Source organism: Gordonibacter sp. RACS_AR49 (assembly GCF_030418435.1).
In the GTDB taxonomy this organism is placed as follows: Bacteria; Actinomycetota; Coriobacteriia; order Coriobacteriales; family Eggerthellaceae; genus Gordonibacter; species Gordonibacter urolithinfaciens.
In genome coordinates this window covers 72261-87236 of sequence record NZ_JAIUDM010000001.1, presented here as the reverse complement: position 1 = coordinate 87236, position 14976 = coordinate 72261, and the positions used below count along the sequence as shown (strand labels likewise).

Genomic DNA, 14976 nt, shown 5'->3' with positions numbered 1-14976 from the left:
ACAGGGTACGAATTATACTTAATTAGATATTATTCTGTTCGAAGGCGCACATAGGCAAGGACGCCCGCGACCGTGCGGGCCGATGTCCGGCGCACCCGCATGGTGCGTGCACGCCGAGGGCGAACGATGTCGGAGGGAAAGGAGTTCAGGGATGAGCAAACGCAAAGCCATGCGATACCGCGGGGGAGGTGTTTCCTGTCCGGGCGCCTCCGCACGCGGAGGCAGCTTGCCTCAAGGCAAGCTGCTCAACCTCATCATGGCCTTGGTGCTGTGCTGCGGCCTGATGATACCCGCGACGCTGACGCGCACACAGGCGCATGCCGATCCCGCCGCCGCCCCGGCAGCGCAGGACGCGCCGGACCGGCAAGACGGCCATGGCGGCCAGCAGACCGCCATGGACGGGGAGTCCGGACAGGAGGCGCAGGCTCCCGACCCTGCGGAGGAGAACGCCGCCGCGCAACAGCCGGTCGGCAGCGCGCAGGCGGCCGAGGCCTCGGCCATGGCCGAGGGACCTGCGGACGATGCAGCCTCTGCCGACGCCGGCAGCGATGCGATGCTCCTGTCTGCCGATGTCGACGCGGTGTGCGAGGTCGACGGCTACCGGGTGAGCGCACGGCATACGGGCACGACCGACGCCGACGCCAAGCAGTACGTCGAGTTCGTCATCGATCCCGGCTACGGCAGCGTCACGGTGACGGATGCGGAGGCCCTTGCCCAGAGCTTCGCCATCGTCAACAGCGACGGCACGCCGAACGCCAGGTACTCGTCCGTCACCGCGGCTGTCAGCGACGACGGCGACTCCATTGTGGTGACGGGCGAGCTCGGGTTCGCGCTCATGGACGGCGTCGCCCACCTGAGGACCTCCTCGGACGACGGATTGATCGCCGGGTGCACGGCCGAGACGTACGTGCGCGGCAGCGGGTACGTGCAGGCGCCCGTGAAGTTCGACGGTATCGACACCGTGGTGCCGAGCGGCCTGGCCTTCACGGCCGTCAGCTACGCCACCGGCACCGACACGACGCCTGCGAGCACCACGTTCATGCTGACCGGAAAAGCGAACGTGCGCTCCATGAACCACGTGATCTGGATGTCGAACGGCACGTCCATCATCCCCTCGAACGGCGCGGCCGCCAATGCCGGCTACTCGCAGACGACGGTCGCCCACCAGCACGACTACCTGGCGATGAGCGAGGCCGATGCCGTGGCCTCCATCGTGTCGAACGCCTACGACGAGACGGAGGGCTCCCGCACGCTCGCCCAGTACGGCTACACCATCACGGACAACGGCAACGCCACGTTCACGGTGACGGCCAACGTCGCCAAGGACGGCGAGATTATCGACGCGTCGGTCTACGACGACGACTTCCTGCAGGCGAACGGCCTGAACATGGACACGCCGCTCGACGACAAGACCTCCGTTCCCTCGGGCCCGGCCACCATCGCCACCACGGAGCTGCGCGGCCGTGCTGCGGCCGACCCGTCCACGGTCTCCCTCTCGCTGAAGAACGTGGGCGCGGGTTGGGCCGACGCTGCCAAGACCGTGAAGGTAGCCTGGCTCAAGGACGGCGTGCCCACCGACGAGCAGACGCTCGCCGGGAAGCAGTGGACGCTGTCCGGCAACGCCCTGAAGGTGACGCGCACGGAGGACGCCCCCGTGTTCGAGACGACGAAGGACGACGCGACGAAGGACGATCCCTACGTCCAGGAGCGCCAGTATCGCGTGACCATCGAGGCCGACGGTTTCCCTGCGGTGACGAAGGACATCCGCTTCTACACGAACTACAACAGCGGCACCCTGCAGGTGCGGATGAAGGACGGGTCGACGGACGCCGCCGCGTCCAAGACGATCGACTTCACCGAGGAGGAGCTCAACGAGATGCTGACCTTCCAGAACGGCAGCTCGTCGTGCGGCCACACTGGCGTGCGCACGTTCTCGGGATGGGGCGTTCCCATCACCGCGCTGCTGGAGAAGGCCGGTATCGCGTTCGAGCCCGGCGACACGCTGAAGATGCGCTGCACGGACGGCGACGGCGCCGACAAGTACTACTGGCGCGGCGGCACGTGGACCTACGAAGAGCTTCTGGGCGACCAGCGCTACTTCCTGAGCTCGCTCTACACCGATGAAGACGTCCAGGCCAAGTTCATCGAGGCGGCCGCGAACGCCGCCGAGGCGCCCGAGAACACGGCGTTTCGCCAGGCCGCGGCCGCAGCCGAGAACACGCCCATGACGCCCATGATCTCCACGGGCTACGTTGAGACGATGCTCGATGCCGGCAGCATAGCCGACGCGGTGCTTCCCACCGAGGACAACACCACGGTGAGCAAGCTTGTGGGCAGGGAGAACAACTTCCGCTTCATCTACGGCATCGCCATGACCCAGGATGAGCACACGGTGTCGTTCGATGCCGGCAACGGCTCGTCCATCGCCTCCCAGACGGTGAACGGCCCGCTCATGACCTCCACGCCCGAGCAGGAGAACACCACCATGAGCTCGTGCTACTGGGTCATCGGCTTCGACATCATCAAGGGCACTCATACGCCCGAGGTTGAGGACGCCACGCCCGATGTAGTGACGAGGCCCGCCGACCCGACGCGCGAGGGTTACACGTTCGGCGGCTGGTACGTCGACGAGGCCTGCACGCAGGCGTTCGACTTCGGCGCTCAGGTCGATTCCGACGTGACGCTGCATGCGAAGTGGGTTGCGAATGGCTCGGGCGAGACCCCGACGCCCGATCCCGGCCCGACGCCCGGCCCCGAGCCCGACCAGCCGACGAGCGGCACCGCGACCGATCCGGCCACGGGCATCACGGCGAGCGGATCGGTGCTCGCTGATGGAGGAAGCGCCGCCGGCGGCAAGGCCGCGGGCACGACGCTGACGAAGACGGGCGACAGCCTGCCCGTCTTCCCGATCGCCTGCTTCGGCGGGGCGGCCGCGCTGCTGCTGGCGTTGGCCGCGCTCGCGCGCCGGCGCTCGGGCGAGTAATGCTTGACTGCCCCCTCGCCCTGTGCGAGGGGGCAGGTTCCGGCTTCGGCCGGGCATGGAGAGAACGCTACCAAGGGGGGAGCCACGTGGTTTCGAAAACAACCGTCATAAAAACGGACGGCGCGCGGCGGGCTTTGCTCGGCCTCGCGTTGACGATCGCCCTCGTTCTGGCCCTGCTGCCAACACAGGCGCTCGCCTATTACAACCGGGGGAGCGTGTCGGTTGCTTTGGGAACCACGGGCGTCGAGGTGCAGGCGGGGGCGACGGCGAGCGTGACCGTGGCCATCACGCCGGCTTCGGACGACCAGACCGAGGGATGCGGCATGCCGAAATGCCCGCAGGGGTGCTCGGACACCTGCGCCGACGAGAACGGGCAGTGCCGCTGCTCCGGTCCCGACTATAAGACGTACTATCCTACGGCCGTGGCGTCGTCCAGCAACGCGAGCGTGGCCGTGGCCACCTACAGCGGCGGCGCGCTCACCGTGTACGGAAAGTCCGAGGGCGAGGCAACCATCACGGTGCGTGCCTCGCTGCGCCAGTTCACCGATGCCGAGGATACGCTCAAGGTGACGGTGTCCGGCACGGCCGCCGGCGCGCAGGCGGGCTCGGCCGCTTTCGTGGACGTGCCCGAGACGGCCGCCGCCGTTCAGGAGGACAAGGCCGACATCGTGGATAAGACGGTCATGGGCCGTCCCGTGCGCAACGTGCGCATCAACGACGCCTGCGACGCGGCGGCTCGGCTCGCCGAGATGGCGGGCATCGACGGCGACGTGACGTTTTGGGAGGGCGACACCTACTACCACCCGAACTACTCGCTCACCTTCAACGGCACCACCTACGACGCCTCCGCCGTGCAGCCCTTCGACGTGAACTTGGCGGTGTCCACCGAGGCCGAGGGCGTGCTGAACCAGCCGCTTTCCGGCGTGCAGGGCTTCGTGGCGGTCGACTTCGCCCAGAAGGGCGCGCTGCCCGCCCCCGCAACTGTGTACGCCCAGGCCAAAACGGCGCTCTCCGACGACGACTCCGTGGCGCTGTTCTCGTACGACGGCGGGGCGAAGGCGTTCGTGCGGGAGGAGGCGCCCGCCGCCATGGTGGGCGGCTACGCCACGTTCACGGTGCAGGAGGGCAAGACCTACGTCGTGTCGTCGCGCGATCTTACGACGGAGGCCAAGGACATCGTCGTGGGCGGCGCAGCTTCCGCCCAGCAGGGCGGCAGCTGCTGCGATCCGACCCCCGCCGCGGCGGCCATGGCCGACGGCGCATCGTGCTGCGATGCGTCGAGCGCCGCCATGGCTCCGGTCGTGCCCATCGCCATCGGCGCTATCGTGGTGGCGGCTGCGGCAGCCGCCATCGTCATCATCATGACCCAGCGCAAGGGCAAGAGCGCGGGAGCTCCCCCGAAGCCGCTGACGAAGAGTGAGAGCAAAGGTAACGAGGAGGAGTAGCATCATGGGAAACCATCGATTTGGTAGGGACGCAGCCGCTTCTGGTGCAGGCGCAGTCCGCTCATGGCGTGCGCCCATGGCGCTCTTCGCGTGCGCCCTCGTCCTCGCACTCGTGGCGTGCCTTATTCCCGCGACCAAGGCGGCGGCCTACTTCAGTTTCGGCACGGTGGACGTGTCGCTGGGCAGCTCGTACGCGAGCCTGCAGCTGGGAGCCTCCACGTCGGTGAGCGTGTCTATCAGCCCCGCCTCGTCCGACCAGACGCTCGGTTGCGGCATGGCCAAATGCCCCCAAGTGTGCGATACCGATGAATCGGTTGCAGCGGGGTATTCCTGTTTCGACGCGAATGGCCAGTGCACCTGCATGGGGCGTCAGTACTCCACCTACTACCCCTCGGCCTACGCCTCATCCAGCAACAGCGGGGTGGCTTCGGCGTACCTGAACGGATCGACGCTCGTTATCACGGCGAACGGGGTTGGGTCGGCCACCATCACCGTGGGTGCCTCGCTGCGGCAGTATACGGACGGGGCCGCTTCCATCCAAGTCGACGTGAGCGCGCCGCCTGCATCCGATGCGAGCGGGACAGATTCGGGCGGATCGACGGGCGGTTCTAGCACCAGTGCACCCGAGAGCCCGTCTTCGGCCCCCGACTCCTCGGCTCCCAGCTCGACGCCGAACGCGGCCGGCATCCCGCAGGCGGCGACGCCGCTGGAATCGCGCGACGACGGCGCGAACGAGCAGGTGCTGGAGATGGAGGGCGGCAAGGTCATTCTGGCGGAATGCAACGGCTACCTCGACGCCCCCGCCACGTTGGCGAAGATCGTGGGCACCGACGACCAGGTCGTGTTTTGGTCGGGCACCTCCTCCGAGCGGCCCGACTACTCGTGGACGTTCACGGGCGACAAGCTGGCGGACGATGCGGCAACGCGCCCGTTCGACCCGACGATCACCGTGTCGAAGCTGGGCACCGGCAACGTGTCCAACGTCATGAGGCAGGCGAAGGACGGCATCGTGCTCGAGTTCGCCCAGACCGGCGACCTGCCGGGCGAGGCCGTGGTCTACGTGAACGTGGACGCGGCCTACGGCGACGGCTCCACGGTCGACGTGTACGACTTCGACGAGCAGCGCTGCGCATTCGAGCAGGCCGCGGCCGACACCCCGGTCGAGGCTGGCTACGCCTCGTTCTCGCTGACGAGCGCGCCACCCGCACGTGCCCTTTCCACCGACAACCTTGCCTCCTATGAGTTGGAGGAGACAAACACTCCGGGTGCCGTTTCTGTGAGCAAGCAGGACAACATTGCCGATGAGAGGGCCAATGGCTGGATCGTGCCGGCGGCCGTGGGTATCGTGGCTGTGGCAATTCTCGCGATTATCGCTGTCGTGCTTGTTCGGCGCCGCAAGGCTGCTGCAACGATTGGCGAACCGGTGACGGGGGAGGCGGAAGTGACGCCCGAAGAGGGGAAGGCGCCAGCCGATGCGGACGAATAGGCTGCTAGCCGCTCTGGCGGTCGTTGTCGCGCTAGCCTTGAGCACGCCCGCCTCCGCGTTCGCGACGATGGATAACATGGGCAACTCCGGGTCGTCCGGCGACATGGCCGCCGATGCCGCCGCGCAAACCGCCGCCAGCGCCGCCGCGACGCCCATCGACGATCCGGACGCGGAGCAGCTCGGCCTCATGCCGAAGCTCTTCCGCCTCACCGGCGAGAGCCGCGCAGCCGAGGGTGAGGGCAGCCTGCCCACCGAGGGCGTGGGCGCCATCTTCCCGAACCTGCTGTCCGTGAACACCACGCCCTCGTCCATCAGCACGGGCATCGAGTGTCACATGGACGAGGTGTGCGGATACGACCCCTGCACCTGCGGCAAGCCTGACGCATGGGGCCACTGCGCATGCGGTGGCTTCCGCGAAACCGCGCCCACCGTGACCATATCCACGAGCGACGCCAACGTGGCGCAGGTCGTGCAGGCGTTCGGCCAGACGTGGATCGTGCCCGTCGGGGCCGGCACGGCTACCGTGCAGATCACTGCCGACCTCGTGCACTACCGCAGCGCCAGCTACACGTTCGACGTGGAGGTGGCGCCGTTCGGCGTGGTGGACGCGTTGCTCATCGCGGCGGCCTGCCTGCTGGCGGCGGGCATCCTCGTGGGCCTGTTCTTCCTCGTGCGGCTTGTCGTGCGCCTTGTGCGCCGCAAGCTGGCCGAGCGCCGCGCCTGGAAGGCGCGCGGCGAGGAATTGAAGGAGGAGTTTCCCTTGACCTGGCGCGCCAAGCTCCGATCCGAGAAGTACGCGAAGTCCCCTCGCGGGCGCCGTCGGCGCGCGGGGCGCCGCCGTCCGTTCGCGCACGACTTCCTGTTCTCGCTGCGCCAAGCGGCGCCGGTGCTCGTGGCCGCGCTCGCGCTGTTCGCGGTGCTCGTACCCGTGTCCACCTCGGTGGTGAACGACATCTCGGTGTTCAACGTGAACTACACGCACGAGCAGCTGAAGTTCCAGTTCTACGCGCAGGAGCTCGCACCTGTGGTCAACGCGGCGTGCGTGCTGTTCGGCGCCGTGCTGGCTGTGGTGCTGTTCCGGTTTCTGCTGGTGAAGCGCGCCACCACGGCGTTCTTCTCGGTGGGGCTCTCGCGCGTGAAGCTGTTCTTCTCGCGCTATCTTGCTGGCGCCCTGTGCATCGTGGTGGGCATCGCCCTGCCGTTCGCGGTTTCTCTGTTGCTAAACCACCTGGCGCTTGGGCTCTACGACGGCGAGATTCATGAGTTCTTCTATGTCACCTGCGGCTACATCACGGTGGCGCTCGTGTCGTTCGCGCTGGCGGGCATCGCCGTCGTTTGCGCCGGCACGCTGTTCGAGACGTGCACGTTCGGCGTGGCGTTGCTGGCTAGTGTGAGCGTCGTGCTGTGGGGCGTGGGCGTGCTGGCCGACTACCTGCTGGTGGGCAACGTCGCGGGGGCGGCGCTCTATGGGCAGGCGGTGGAGGTGGCGCCGTCGTTTTTGTCGCAGCTGTCGTACCTGAACCCGCTGCTGTTCTTCTCCGACGCGGGTGGCACGCACCAGTTCTTCATGGCGCTGCATCCCGTGTACTACCCGGAGTTCGGTTCGTGGTCGCTCATCATCGGTTGGCTCGCGGCCTTTCTGGCGCTCTCGGCGCTCGGGCTGGCGGCGCTCTGCCGCCGCCGCGGCGAGCAGGCCGAGATGGCCGGCAAGGCTCCCGTGTTCTCGCTGTTCTCCGTGGGCGTGCTCGGCTTGGCTGCCTTCGCTGCCGCCGTGTCTCTGTTGGGATCGGTGGACGTGGCGGTGGCGCTCGTCGTGGGTGCAGCGCTGTTCGTGCTCGTGTCGCTCATGCTGCTGTTCGGCCCTTTGCGCGGTCGCACGCCCCGGAGGACGACGCTCGCGTGCGTGGGCGGCGAGCTCGTGGCCATGGCGGCCGTAGTCGCGGTCGTGGCCGGCGGCGCCTTCGGGTACGCGGGCTTCATTCCGGCCTCCGACGACGTGGAGAGCGTGGAGGTGTCGTACAACGGCTCACCCAGCTACCTCACGCAAGGCTTCTCGGGCGTGGCGAGCGGCTCGTCCTACTACTACACGTCGTACCGCAGCTATAGCCAGGCGTCGTCCATCGACATCGTGCGCTCGCTGCACGGTCAGCTCGTCGATTCGGCGACTCAGGTGCGCGAGACCGATTATACGGACTTTCAAAGCTCGATCGTGCCCTACGACGTGGTGCTTCGCTACCGCATGAAGGACGGCGGCGAAGTGGTGCGCTATTACCGCCAGGCCACCGTGGGCGAACTGTCCGCGCTGCTGGCTTTGGACAACGACGAGCACACCCACGAGCTGGAGAACGCCGTCATCACCGGCGACACGGATGGCCTCACCGATGAAGAGCGCACGGCGCTTTCCAAGTCGCCCTCGTACAACGCCTACCGCACCGGCTCGATCTATCTGGGCGATGGCGCGCTCAACCGCATCATGCAGGTGGAATGCACCGACGAGGAACGCGCCGCGCTGCTTACCGCCTTGTCGCACGACCTAGCGAACACGAACGCGAACGAGCGCTACCTGCCGGCCAAGCCGGCGCGCGCCGCGCTCATGTTCACGCTGTCGCCCGAGCTAGACGTGGCGTCGTTCGGTTACTCGTTCAGCAACGCCGTCACCTACGTCACGGACGACTGGACCGAGACCATGGCATGGCTTGAGAACAAGGGCCTCATCGATGCTTTGGGCGGCCAGCTGGATGCAAGGGTCATTGAGTCGCTCACGTTCCAACTCGACGACCCCTATGCGTCCATCAACAAGGTTACGCAGCCGGTGAGCCGCTACTTCATGGCCTACCGCTCCGAGACGGCCGGCCAGTATTGGATCACGCAGGATTACGGCGCCCTCAAGGTGGTCGACGAGCAGAGCAAGATTGCCGAAGTCATGCCGAACCTGCGCATGGGCTGCTACATGACCGGCGGTTACCTCGTGCAGGCGAAGCTGCGTGGCATCGAGGCGTACGTGTACTTCTACCTGCCGGCCGAACTCGCGCCGTCGTATCTGTAAGGGGGATTGCATGATCGAAGCGGAGGGCGTATCGAAGCGCTTCGGGGCCTTCACCGCGCTCGAGGACATCACGCTCACGGTGGCCGACGGCATGGTGTACGGCCTGGTGGGTTACAACGGCGCCGGCAAAACCACGCTGTTGAAGATCATCGCCGGCGTGTACAAGCCTGATGCCGGCGAAGTGCACATCGACGGCGTGCCCATGCACAGCGACCGGGTGAGCCACGACTCGCTGTTCATCGTGGCCGACGAGCCGTACTTCCTGCCACAGGCAACGCCCGAGACCATGCGCTCGTTCTACCGCGGCTACTATCCGCACTGGTCGGACGATGTCTACGAGCGCATGCTGGCCCTGTTCGGCCTGGACCCCATGGCGAAGGTTACGGGCTTCTCGAAGGGCATGCAGCGCCAGCTGGGCATCCTGCTGGGCTTCGCCACCGGGGTGAAGACTATGCTGCTGGACGAGAGCTTCGACGGCCTAGACCTAGGCAAGCGCATCCTGCTGAAACGGCTGCTGAAAACGTACGCGCACGAGCGCGGCGCATCGGTCATCCTATCGTCGCACAACCTGCGCGAGCTGGAGGACGCGGCCGACCACCTGGGCATGATAAAAGGATGCCGCCTGACGTTCGACGGCAGCGTCGCCGACGTGCACGAACAGTACCCGGGGTCGTCGCTGGAGGAGATATTCCTGTCAGAGGGCGGGAACAAGGCAGAGGATATCCATGGTATTTTCGCTTGAAAATCGCGTTAACCTGGCCGGGGCGGAGGGGCGGGACGCCTCGCCGCTCGGGCAGTCCTGGGCTCGCACGAAGCGTCCGCAGGACGCTTCGGCTCGTGCGGAATCTCGCGGCGAGGCGTCCCGCCCCTCCGCCCCGGCGGTCGACTCGCTTTGTCGGCTGGACGAGGGGGGAGGGCGGTGGCGCGCCTTCGGCGCTTGCTTTGGGCGAAGGGCGTGCGTTTGGATGACTGTTGCGATTACCGCTCTTATGCTTGTCGCCTGTTTTGCCGGCGTTCCTCCGGCGTTAGGGCTCGCCTCCACAGAAGATCGCATCGTGGAACCCGTGGCGGTGCAGCAGGTGAGCGCCGGGGCGTTCGGCGTGGAGTCTTCGACGGCCGTGGAGGACGGGACGGGGCAGCTTGCCGTGGCGCGGTTCTGTCCGCTGGCGCTCTCGGCGGTGTGTGACCCTGCGTCCATCGAGGCTGGTATTGACTGCGGCATGGATTGGATGTGCGGCATCGAGCCGTGCCTGTGCGGCTCGGCAGACGCGTGGGGCGGGTGCTCGTGCAACGGGTTGGAGACGCTTGCCCCGACGCTGGCCTACGCGTCTTCGAACGAGGGCGTGGTGCGCGTGGCGGAGGCGGCGGGCCGCACGTGGCTCGTGCCCGTGTCCGCCGGCACCGCTACCGTCACGTGCACGGCGTCGCTCAAGTACCACGCCGACGCCGCAGCGCAGCTGACCGTGACCGTGGGCGGCCCGACGCTGGCCGACGCCGCGCTCCTGGGCGCCTGCCTGCTGGCGCTTGCGCTGATGGCGGCCGTCGTGCTGGCCGTGCGCCATGCAATGAGGAGAAGGGGAAGGCAACATGCGGATAAATCGTAAGGGCGAGGCCCTTCGCCAGCCTGCCGGGTGCAGGTCGTCGCTCACGCGCGCGCTGGCGGCCGCGCTCGCACTGTGCGCGCTCTGCGCGCTGGCGGGCTGCGGGCAGGCGCAGGGGGCGAGCGACTCGCCGCGCCTGGCCGACGTGCGGCTGTCGGCGTCGAGCAGTATGACGGAGGCGACGCAGAGCGTGGAGGTTCGGCTCGTGTTCGACCAGGGCGTGTCGGTGGCGGCGAACGCCGCGGACGATTTCGAGGTGCTGCTCAACGGCAGCCCGCTCGACGGCAGCGCCGTGGCGCTCGACGTGCGCGGCTCGTCCGACGGTGTCACGTTCGTTCTGCATCCCGCGTCCAGTGCCAGCACCGCGGGTGGCAAGGGCACGTTCTTCGCGCTGTACCAGAGCGGGTTCTCCGTGGCGGCGAAGCGGGCGGACGGCGCGCTGCCGTCCGTCACGGGGGCGTCCGGCTCGTGCGCCGTGCTCGACGGGGCGGTTGAGGGCACGCTGCCCAGCGGCCTGGCCATCGAGGTGGTGGAGGCGCGCGCCGGCTCCGCGGCGGACGACCTGCCCGCCCAGACGGTGTTCCGGGTGACGTCCCCGGCCCTCGTGCGGGCCATCACGTGGTTCTCGCCCGACGGGGGCGCCACGAAGCTGCTGAAGCACAACCATGCGTTCGCCGACGCTTCCGCCGAGGACTGCGCGGCCAACTTGGCGAAGGTGGTGGGCGAGGCGTCGGGACTGGGCATCGTCGCCAAGGCGGCGGGCGACACGGTCACGCTGACGGCTTCCGCCGTACAGGACGGCCAGGTCCTCGACCCCGTGGTCGTGGAAGGCGTGGGCGTCGAGGGCGGGACGTACGATGCGTCCCAAGGCACGGGGGAGGGCGTCTGATGGCCGGCGGGCCCTTGGTCGGCGCCGACGGTGTCGCCGCGGTCGGGGCGCCGCCCGCCGCTGCGGGCTCCCCCGCCGTGGCTGACGGCCCCCGCCCGGAATCCTCCGGCCGCACAGCAGCCGACGCCCCTGCTCGGCCGGCCGAGCGCGTGCGCCGCGCCGCCGATGGCGCGCCGGCCGTGCGTCGCCGCAAGGTGCTTGTGCTCGCGGCGCTCACGGTGCTCGTGGCGGCCAGCTTCTTGTTCTCCCTCACGCTTGGGCGCTACGATATGGACTTCGGCCAGATGCTCGCGTTCGTGGCGGCCCCGTTCTCCGGCGCGGCCGATGCGTCCGCGGCCGATGCCAACGTGTTCCTCACCATCCGCCTGCCCCGCGTGCTGGCGGCCCTCGTGGTGGGGGCCGCGCTCTCTGGCGCGGGCTGCGCGTTCCAGGGCATCTTCAAGAACCCCATGGTGTCGCCCGACCTGCTGGGCGCCTCCGCCGGCGCGTGCTTCGGGGCGGCGCTCGGCATCCTGCTGTCGTTCGGCAGCGTGGGCGTGGAGGCGGCCGCGTTCGTCGCGGGCGTGGCGGCCGTTCTCGTGAGCTACGGTCTTTCCAGCGTCATCGGCCGGCGCATGGGCGGCGTGCTGGTGCTCGTGCTGTCGGGCCTGGTGGTGGGGAACCTCTTCCAGGCGTTCACGTCGGCGGTGAAGTTCTTGGCCGACCCGAACTCCCAGCTGCCCGAGATCACGTTCTGGCTCATGGGAGGCCTGTCGTCCGTGCGCGAGGGCGACCTCGTGGGCCTGTTGGCCGCGTTCGCGGTGGGTGCGGTGGGCATCATGGTGCTGCGCTGGCGGCTGAACGTCATGGCGCTGGGCGACGAGGAGGCGCTGTCGCTCGGCGTGAACGTGAAGCGCACGCGCCTGGCCGTCATCGGCTGCGCCACGCTGCTCACCTCGGCCTCGGTGGCCGTGGCGGGCATGGTGGGCTGGGTGGGCCTCATCGTGCCGCACCTGGCGCGCTTCCTCGTGGGGTCGGACCACCGTGTGCTCGTGCCGGCGTCCATGCTGCTGGGCGGCGCGTTCCTCATGCTCGTGGACGACGTGTGCCGCAGCGTCTACACCACCGAGATACCGCTGTCCATCCTCACGGCCATCCTGGGCGCCCCGCTGTTCGTGTACCTTATCTGCCGGCAGAGGAAGGCGCTGTGAGCGCCCCCGCCGCCGCGGGGGCCGCCCCCGCCGCCCCGCCCGCAAGCGCGCCGTCCCCGCCCGCACCCGTTGCGGCCTCCGGCGTCCCGGCCCTCGAGGTGAGCCATCTGGCCTGCGGATACGGGGGCATCCCCGTGCTCGACGACGTGTCGTTCGCACTCGCCCGCGGCCGCGCGCTCGTGCTTCTGGGCCCCAACGGCGTGGGGAAGACCACGCTGTTCAAAACCATCCTGGGCTTCCTGCCGCGCCTTGCCGGCGACGTGCTCATCGAGGGCGAGGATGCGCGCGGCTGGACGCGCAGGCGCTACGCGCGCTCGGTGGCCTACGTGCCGCAGACGCACGAGTCGGCGTTCGGCTTCACCGTGCGCGAGATGGTGCTCATGGGCCGCACGCCGTCGCTCGACGGCTTCGCCGGCCCCCGCCGCGACGATGAGCGCATCGCGGACGCCGCCATCGAGGAGCTGGGCCTGGCGGCGCTGGCAGACCGCGACTGCACCACGCTCTCGGGCGGAGAGCGCCAGATGGTGCTCGTTGCCCGTGCGCTCGCGCAGCAGCCGCGCCTGCTGGTCATGGACGAGCCCTGTGCGAACCTCGACCTGGGCAACCAGGTCGTCGTGCTCCGGCGCATCCTCGCGCTCGTTGAGCGCGGGCTCGCCGTGGTCATCACCTCCCACGATCCGAACCACGCGTTTCTGCTGGGCAGCGACGTGGTGTGCGTGGGCCGCGGTTCCGGCGTTCGCGCGGGCGCGGCGCGCGAGGTGCTCACGGCCGAGGCGCTGGGTTCGCTCTACGGTATCGAGGTGGGCGTGGGGGAAGTGCGCGGCCCCCGGGGAAAAACGGGAACGGCCTGCACGCCGTTTCTGGAAAGCGAGAGGATCGTCCTATGAAGAACTGGCAACTGCGGCCTTTGCGGCCCGCGCAGCCCGATCGGCCTGCGCATTCCAAGCACGCCGCGCAGCCTGCGCAATCCGACCAATACGCGCATCCTTCGCGCGCCGCGCAGGCGGCCCGCCCCGTACGCCCTGCGCGTGCCCTGAGCCGTCGGAGCTTCCTCGGCTGGGCGGCCGCTGCCGCGGCCAGCGCGGCAGCGGGGGGCCTGCTCTCCGGCTGCGCAGACGCCGGCTTCGCGCAGGGCAACCTCGCCAACATCACCGACATGGGCAGTCGCGGCGTCATGGTGCCCGAGCAGATCGACCGCGTTTTCTGCACGAACCCCATCGGCACGGTGGACCTGTTCGCGCTCGCTCCCGAGAAGCTGGCGGGCTGGAACTTCCGCCCGGCCGGTGACAACAAGAAGTACATCCCCGACGAGTACTTCGCGCTGCCGTCGCTCGGCGTGTGGATGGGGGCGGGCTCAGTGCCCAACGCGGAGGAGATCGCCGCGCAGGATCCCGACGTGCTGCTGTGCTACTGGACGGCCGATGACGTGGGCGGCGACATGGCCGACGACATCCGCGACGAGACCGGCCTTCCCGTGGTGCTGGTGGACTACGACGTGCGCCACGCGCCCGATATGTTCCGCTTTGTGGGCGACCTCGTCGGCTGCGCAGAGCGCGGCGAGGAGCTGGCCGCGTTCTGCGAGCGGAAGCTCGCCGTCATCGAGCGCGTCGCCGCCAGCATTCCCGAGGAGGAGCGCAAGTCCGTCTTCATCGCGCAGGGCAACGACGGCCTCACCACCGATCCGGTGGGATCCATGCACGTCACCGACGCGCTGGATCTCGTCAACACCGGCAACGTGGCCGACATGCCCGGCACGGAGGGCAAGGGCATGGGCATGCCCTCCGTGAACCTGGAGCAGGTCATCACGTGGAACCCCGACGCCGTGCTCGTTGCCGAGTTCAACATGAGCGATTCGGAAAGCTCCGATATCTACGGCGCCATCCGGCAGGACGCGCACTGGAGCAACGTGCCCTGCGTGAAGGCGGGGGAGATATACCGCATTCCCCAGTCACCGTTCTCGTGGTTCGGCCGCCCGCCCTCGGCCGCCCGCGTGCTTGGCTGCCTGTGGGTGCTCAAGGTCCTCTACCCCGCCTATGCCGCCGACATCAACTTGCGCGACGAGACCGTCGAGTTCTACCGCGTGTTCTACCGCTACGACGATTTCGACGAGTACACCCTCGACCAGCTCCTCGGCGCCGCCGGCATCGACAGCGCCACCGGCCAGAAACGCTGAGGGCCCCGAAGCCGCCGACGGGGTGCAACCACCCGGCCATCTTCCCTAGTGCTGCCCCCTGATCGTCGTCCGCAGGGGGCGGTCTGGGGAATGCGGCCACCTTCGCGACGAGTGCCCGATCGCCTTCGGCCTCTCCACTTCCGCTTTTCGCCGAGCAAAGCCG

Annotated in this window: 10 protein-coding genes; all 10 read left to right on the top strand. The window is 68.5% G+C overall.

Annotated elements, in window-relative coordinates:
* The first annotated feature begins 226 nt into the window (after positions 1-226).
* The 10 genes from LB310_RS00355 to LB310_RS00310 all read left to right on the top strand — a co-directional run bounded on the left by LB310_RS00355 (position 227) and on the right by LB310_RS00310 (position 14813).
* Positions 227-2983, top strand: a complete 2757-nt coding sequence (locus tag LB310_RS00355) for an InlB B-repeat-containing protein (RefSeq protein WP_301153968.1) — start codon at positions 227-229, stop codon at positions 2981-2983.
* An 86-nt stretch (positions 2984-3069) separates the two neighbouring features.
* Positions 3070-4428 carry a hypothetical protein gene (locus tag LB310_RS00350; RefSeq protein ID WP_301153966.1) on the top strand — a complete coding sequence of 453 codons (1359 nt, stop codon included), beginning with the start codon at positions 3070-3072 and terminating at the stop codon, positions 4426-4428.
* Between the two features lie 76 nt (positions 4429-4504).
* Positions 4505-5914 carry a hypothetical protein gene (locus LB310_RS00345; RefSeq protein WP_301153965.1) on the top strand — a complete coding sequence of 470 codons (1410 nt, stop codon included), beginning with the start codon at positions 4505-4507 and terminating at the stop codon, positions 5912-5914.
* The gene (locus tag LB310_RS00340) at positions 5901-8960 is read left to right on the top strand and encodes a hypothetical protein (RefSeq protein WP_301153964.1); all 3060 of its coding nucleotides are present in this window, start codon (positions 5901-5903) and stop codon (positions 8958-8960) included. The genes LB310_RS00345 and LB310_RS00340 overlap by 14 nt, the downstream gene beginning before the upstream one ends.
* 10 nt (positions 8961-8970) lie before the next feature.
* On the top strand, positions 8971-9702 hold the full coding sequence (locus LB310_RS00335; RefSeq protein ID WP_301153962.1) for an ABC transporter ATP-binding protein: 732 nt from the start codon (positions 8971-8973) through the stop codon (positions 9700-9702).
* A 313-nt stretch (positions 9703-10015) separates the two neighbouring features.
* A complete protein-coding gene (locus tag LB310_RS00330; protein WP_087191128.1) occupies positions 10016-10564 on the top strand; it encodes a hypothetical protein in 549 nt (182 codons plus the stop codon).
* A complete protein-coding gene (locus LB310_RS00325) occupies positions 10548-11450 on the top strand; it encodes a hypothetical protein (protein ID WP_301153960.1) in 903 nt (300 codons plus the stop codon). The genes LB310_RS00330 and LB310_RS00325 overlap by 17 nt, the downstream gene beginning before the upstream one ends.
* Complete coding sequence (locus tag LB310_RS00320; protein ID WP_301153959.1) at positions 11450-12640, top strand: iron ABC transporter permease; 1191 nt, start codon at positions 11450-11452, stop codon at positions 12638-12640. The genes LB310_RS00325 and LB310_RS00320 overlap by 1 nt, the downstream gene beginning before the upstream one ends.
* Positions 12637-13527: an ABC transporter ATP-binding protein gene (locus LB310_RS00315; RefSeq protein WP_301153958.1), complete on the top strand. Its 891-nt coding sequence runs from the start codon at positions 12637-12639 to the stop codon at positions 13525-13527. The genes LB310_RS00320 and LB310_RS00315 overlap by 4 nt, the downstream gene beginning before the upstream one ends.
* Positions 13524-14813: an ABC transporter substrate-binding protein gene (locus tag LB310_RS00310; protein WP_301153957.1), complete on the top strand. Its 1290-nt coding sequence runs from the start codon at positions 13524-13526 to the stop codon at positions 14811-14813. Before LB310_RS00315 ends, LB310_RS00310 begins: the two co-directional genes overlap by 4 nt.
* Positions 14814-14976: the final 163 nt, after the last annotated feature.

Excerpts from the sequence above, each read along its gene's own strand:
- LB310_RS00325 (WP_301153960.1), top strand. The coding sequence starts at position 10,548 with ATGCGGATAAATCGTAAGGGCGAGGCCCTTCGCCAGCCTGCCGGGTGC.
- LB310_RS00345 (WP_301153965.1), top strand. The coding sequence starts at position 4,505 with ATGGCGCTCTTCGCGTGCGCCCTCGTCCTCGCACTCGTGGCGTGCCTT.
- LB310_RS00320 (WP_301153959.1), top strand. The coding sequence starts at position 11,450 with ATGGCCGGCGGGCCCTTGGTCGGCGCCGACGGTGTCGCCGCGGTCGGG.
- LB310_RS00340 (WP_301153964.1), top strand. The coding sequence starts at position 5,901 with ATGCGGACGAATAGGCTGCTAGCCGCTCTGGCGGTCGTTGTCGCGCTA.
- LB310_RS00335 (WP_301153962.1), top strand. The coding sequence starts at position 8,971 with ATGATCGAAGCGGAGGGCGTATCGAAGCGCTTCGGGGCCTTCACCGCG.
- LB310_RS00310 (WP_301153957.1), top strand. The coding sequence starts at position 13,524 with ATGAAGAACTGGCAACTGCGGCCTTTGCGGCCCGCGCAGCCCGATCGG.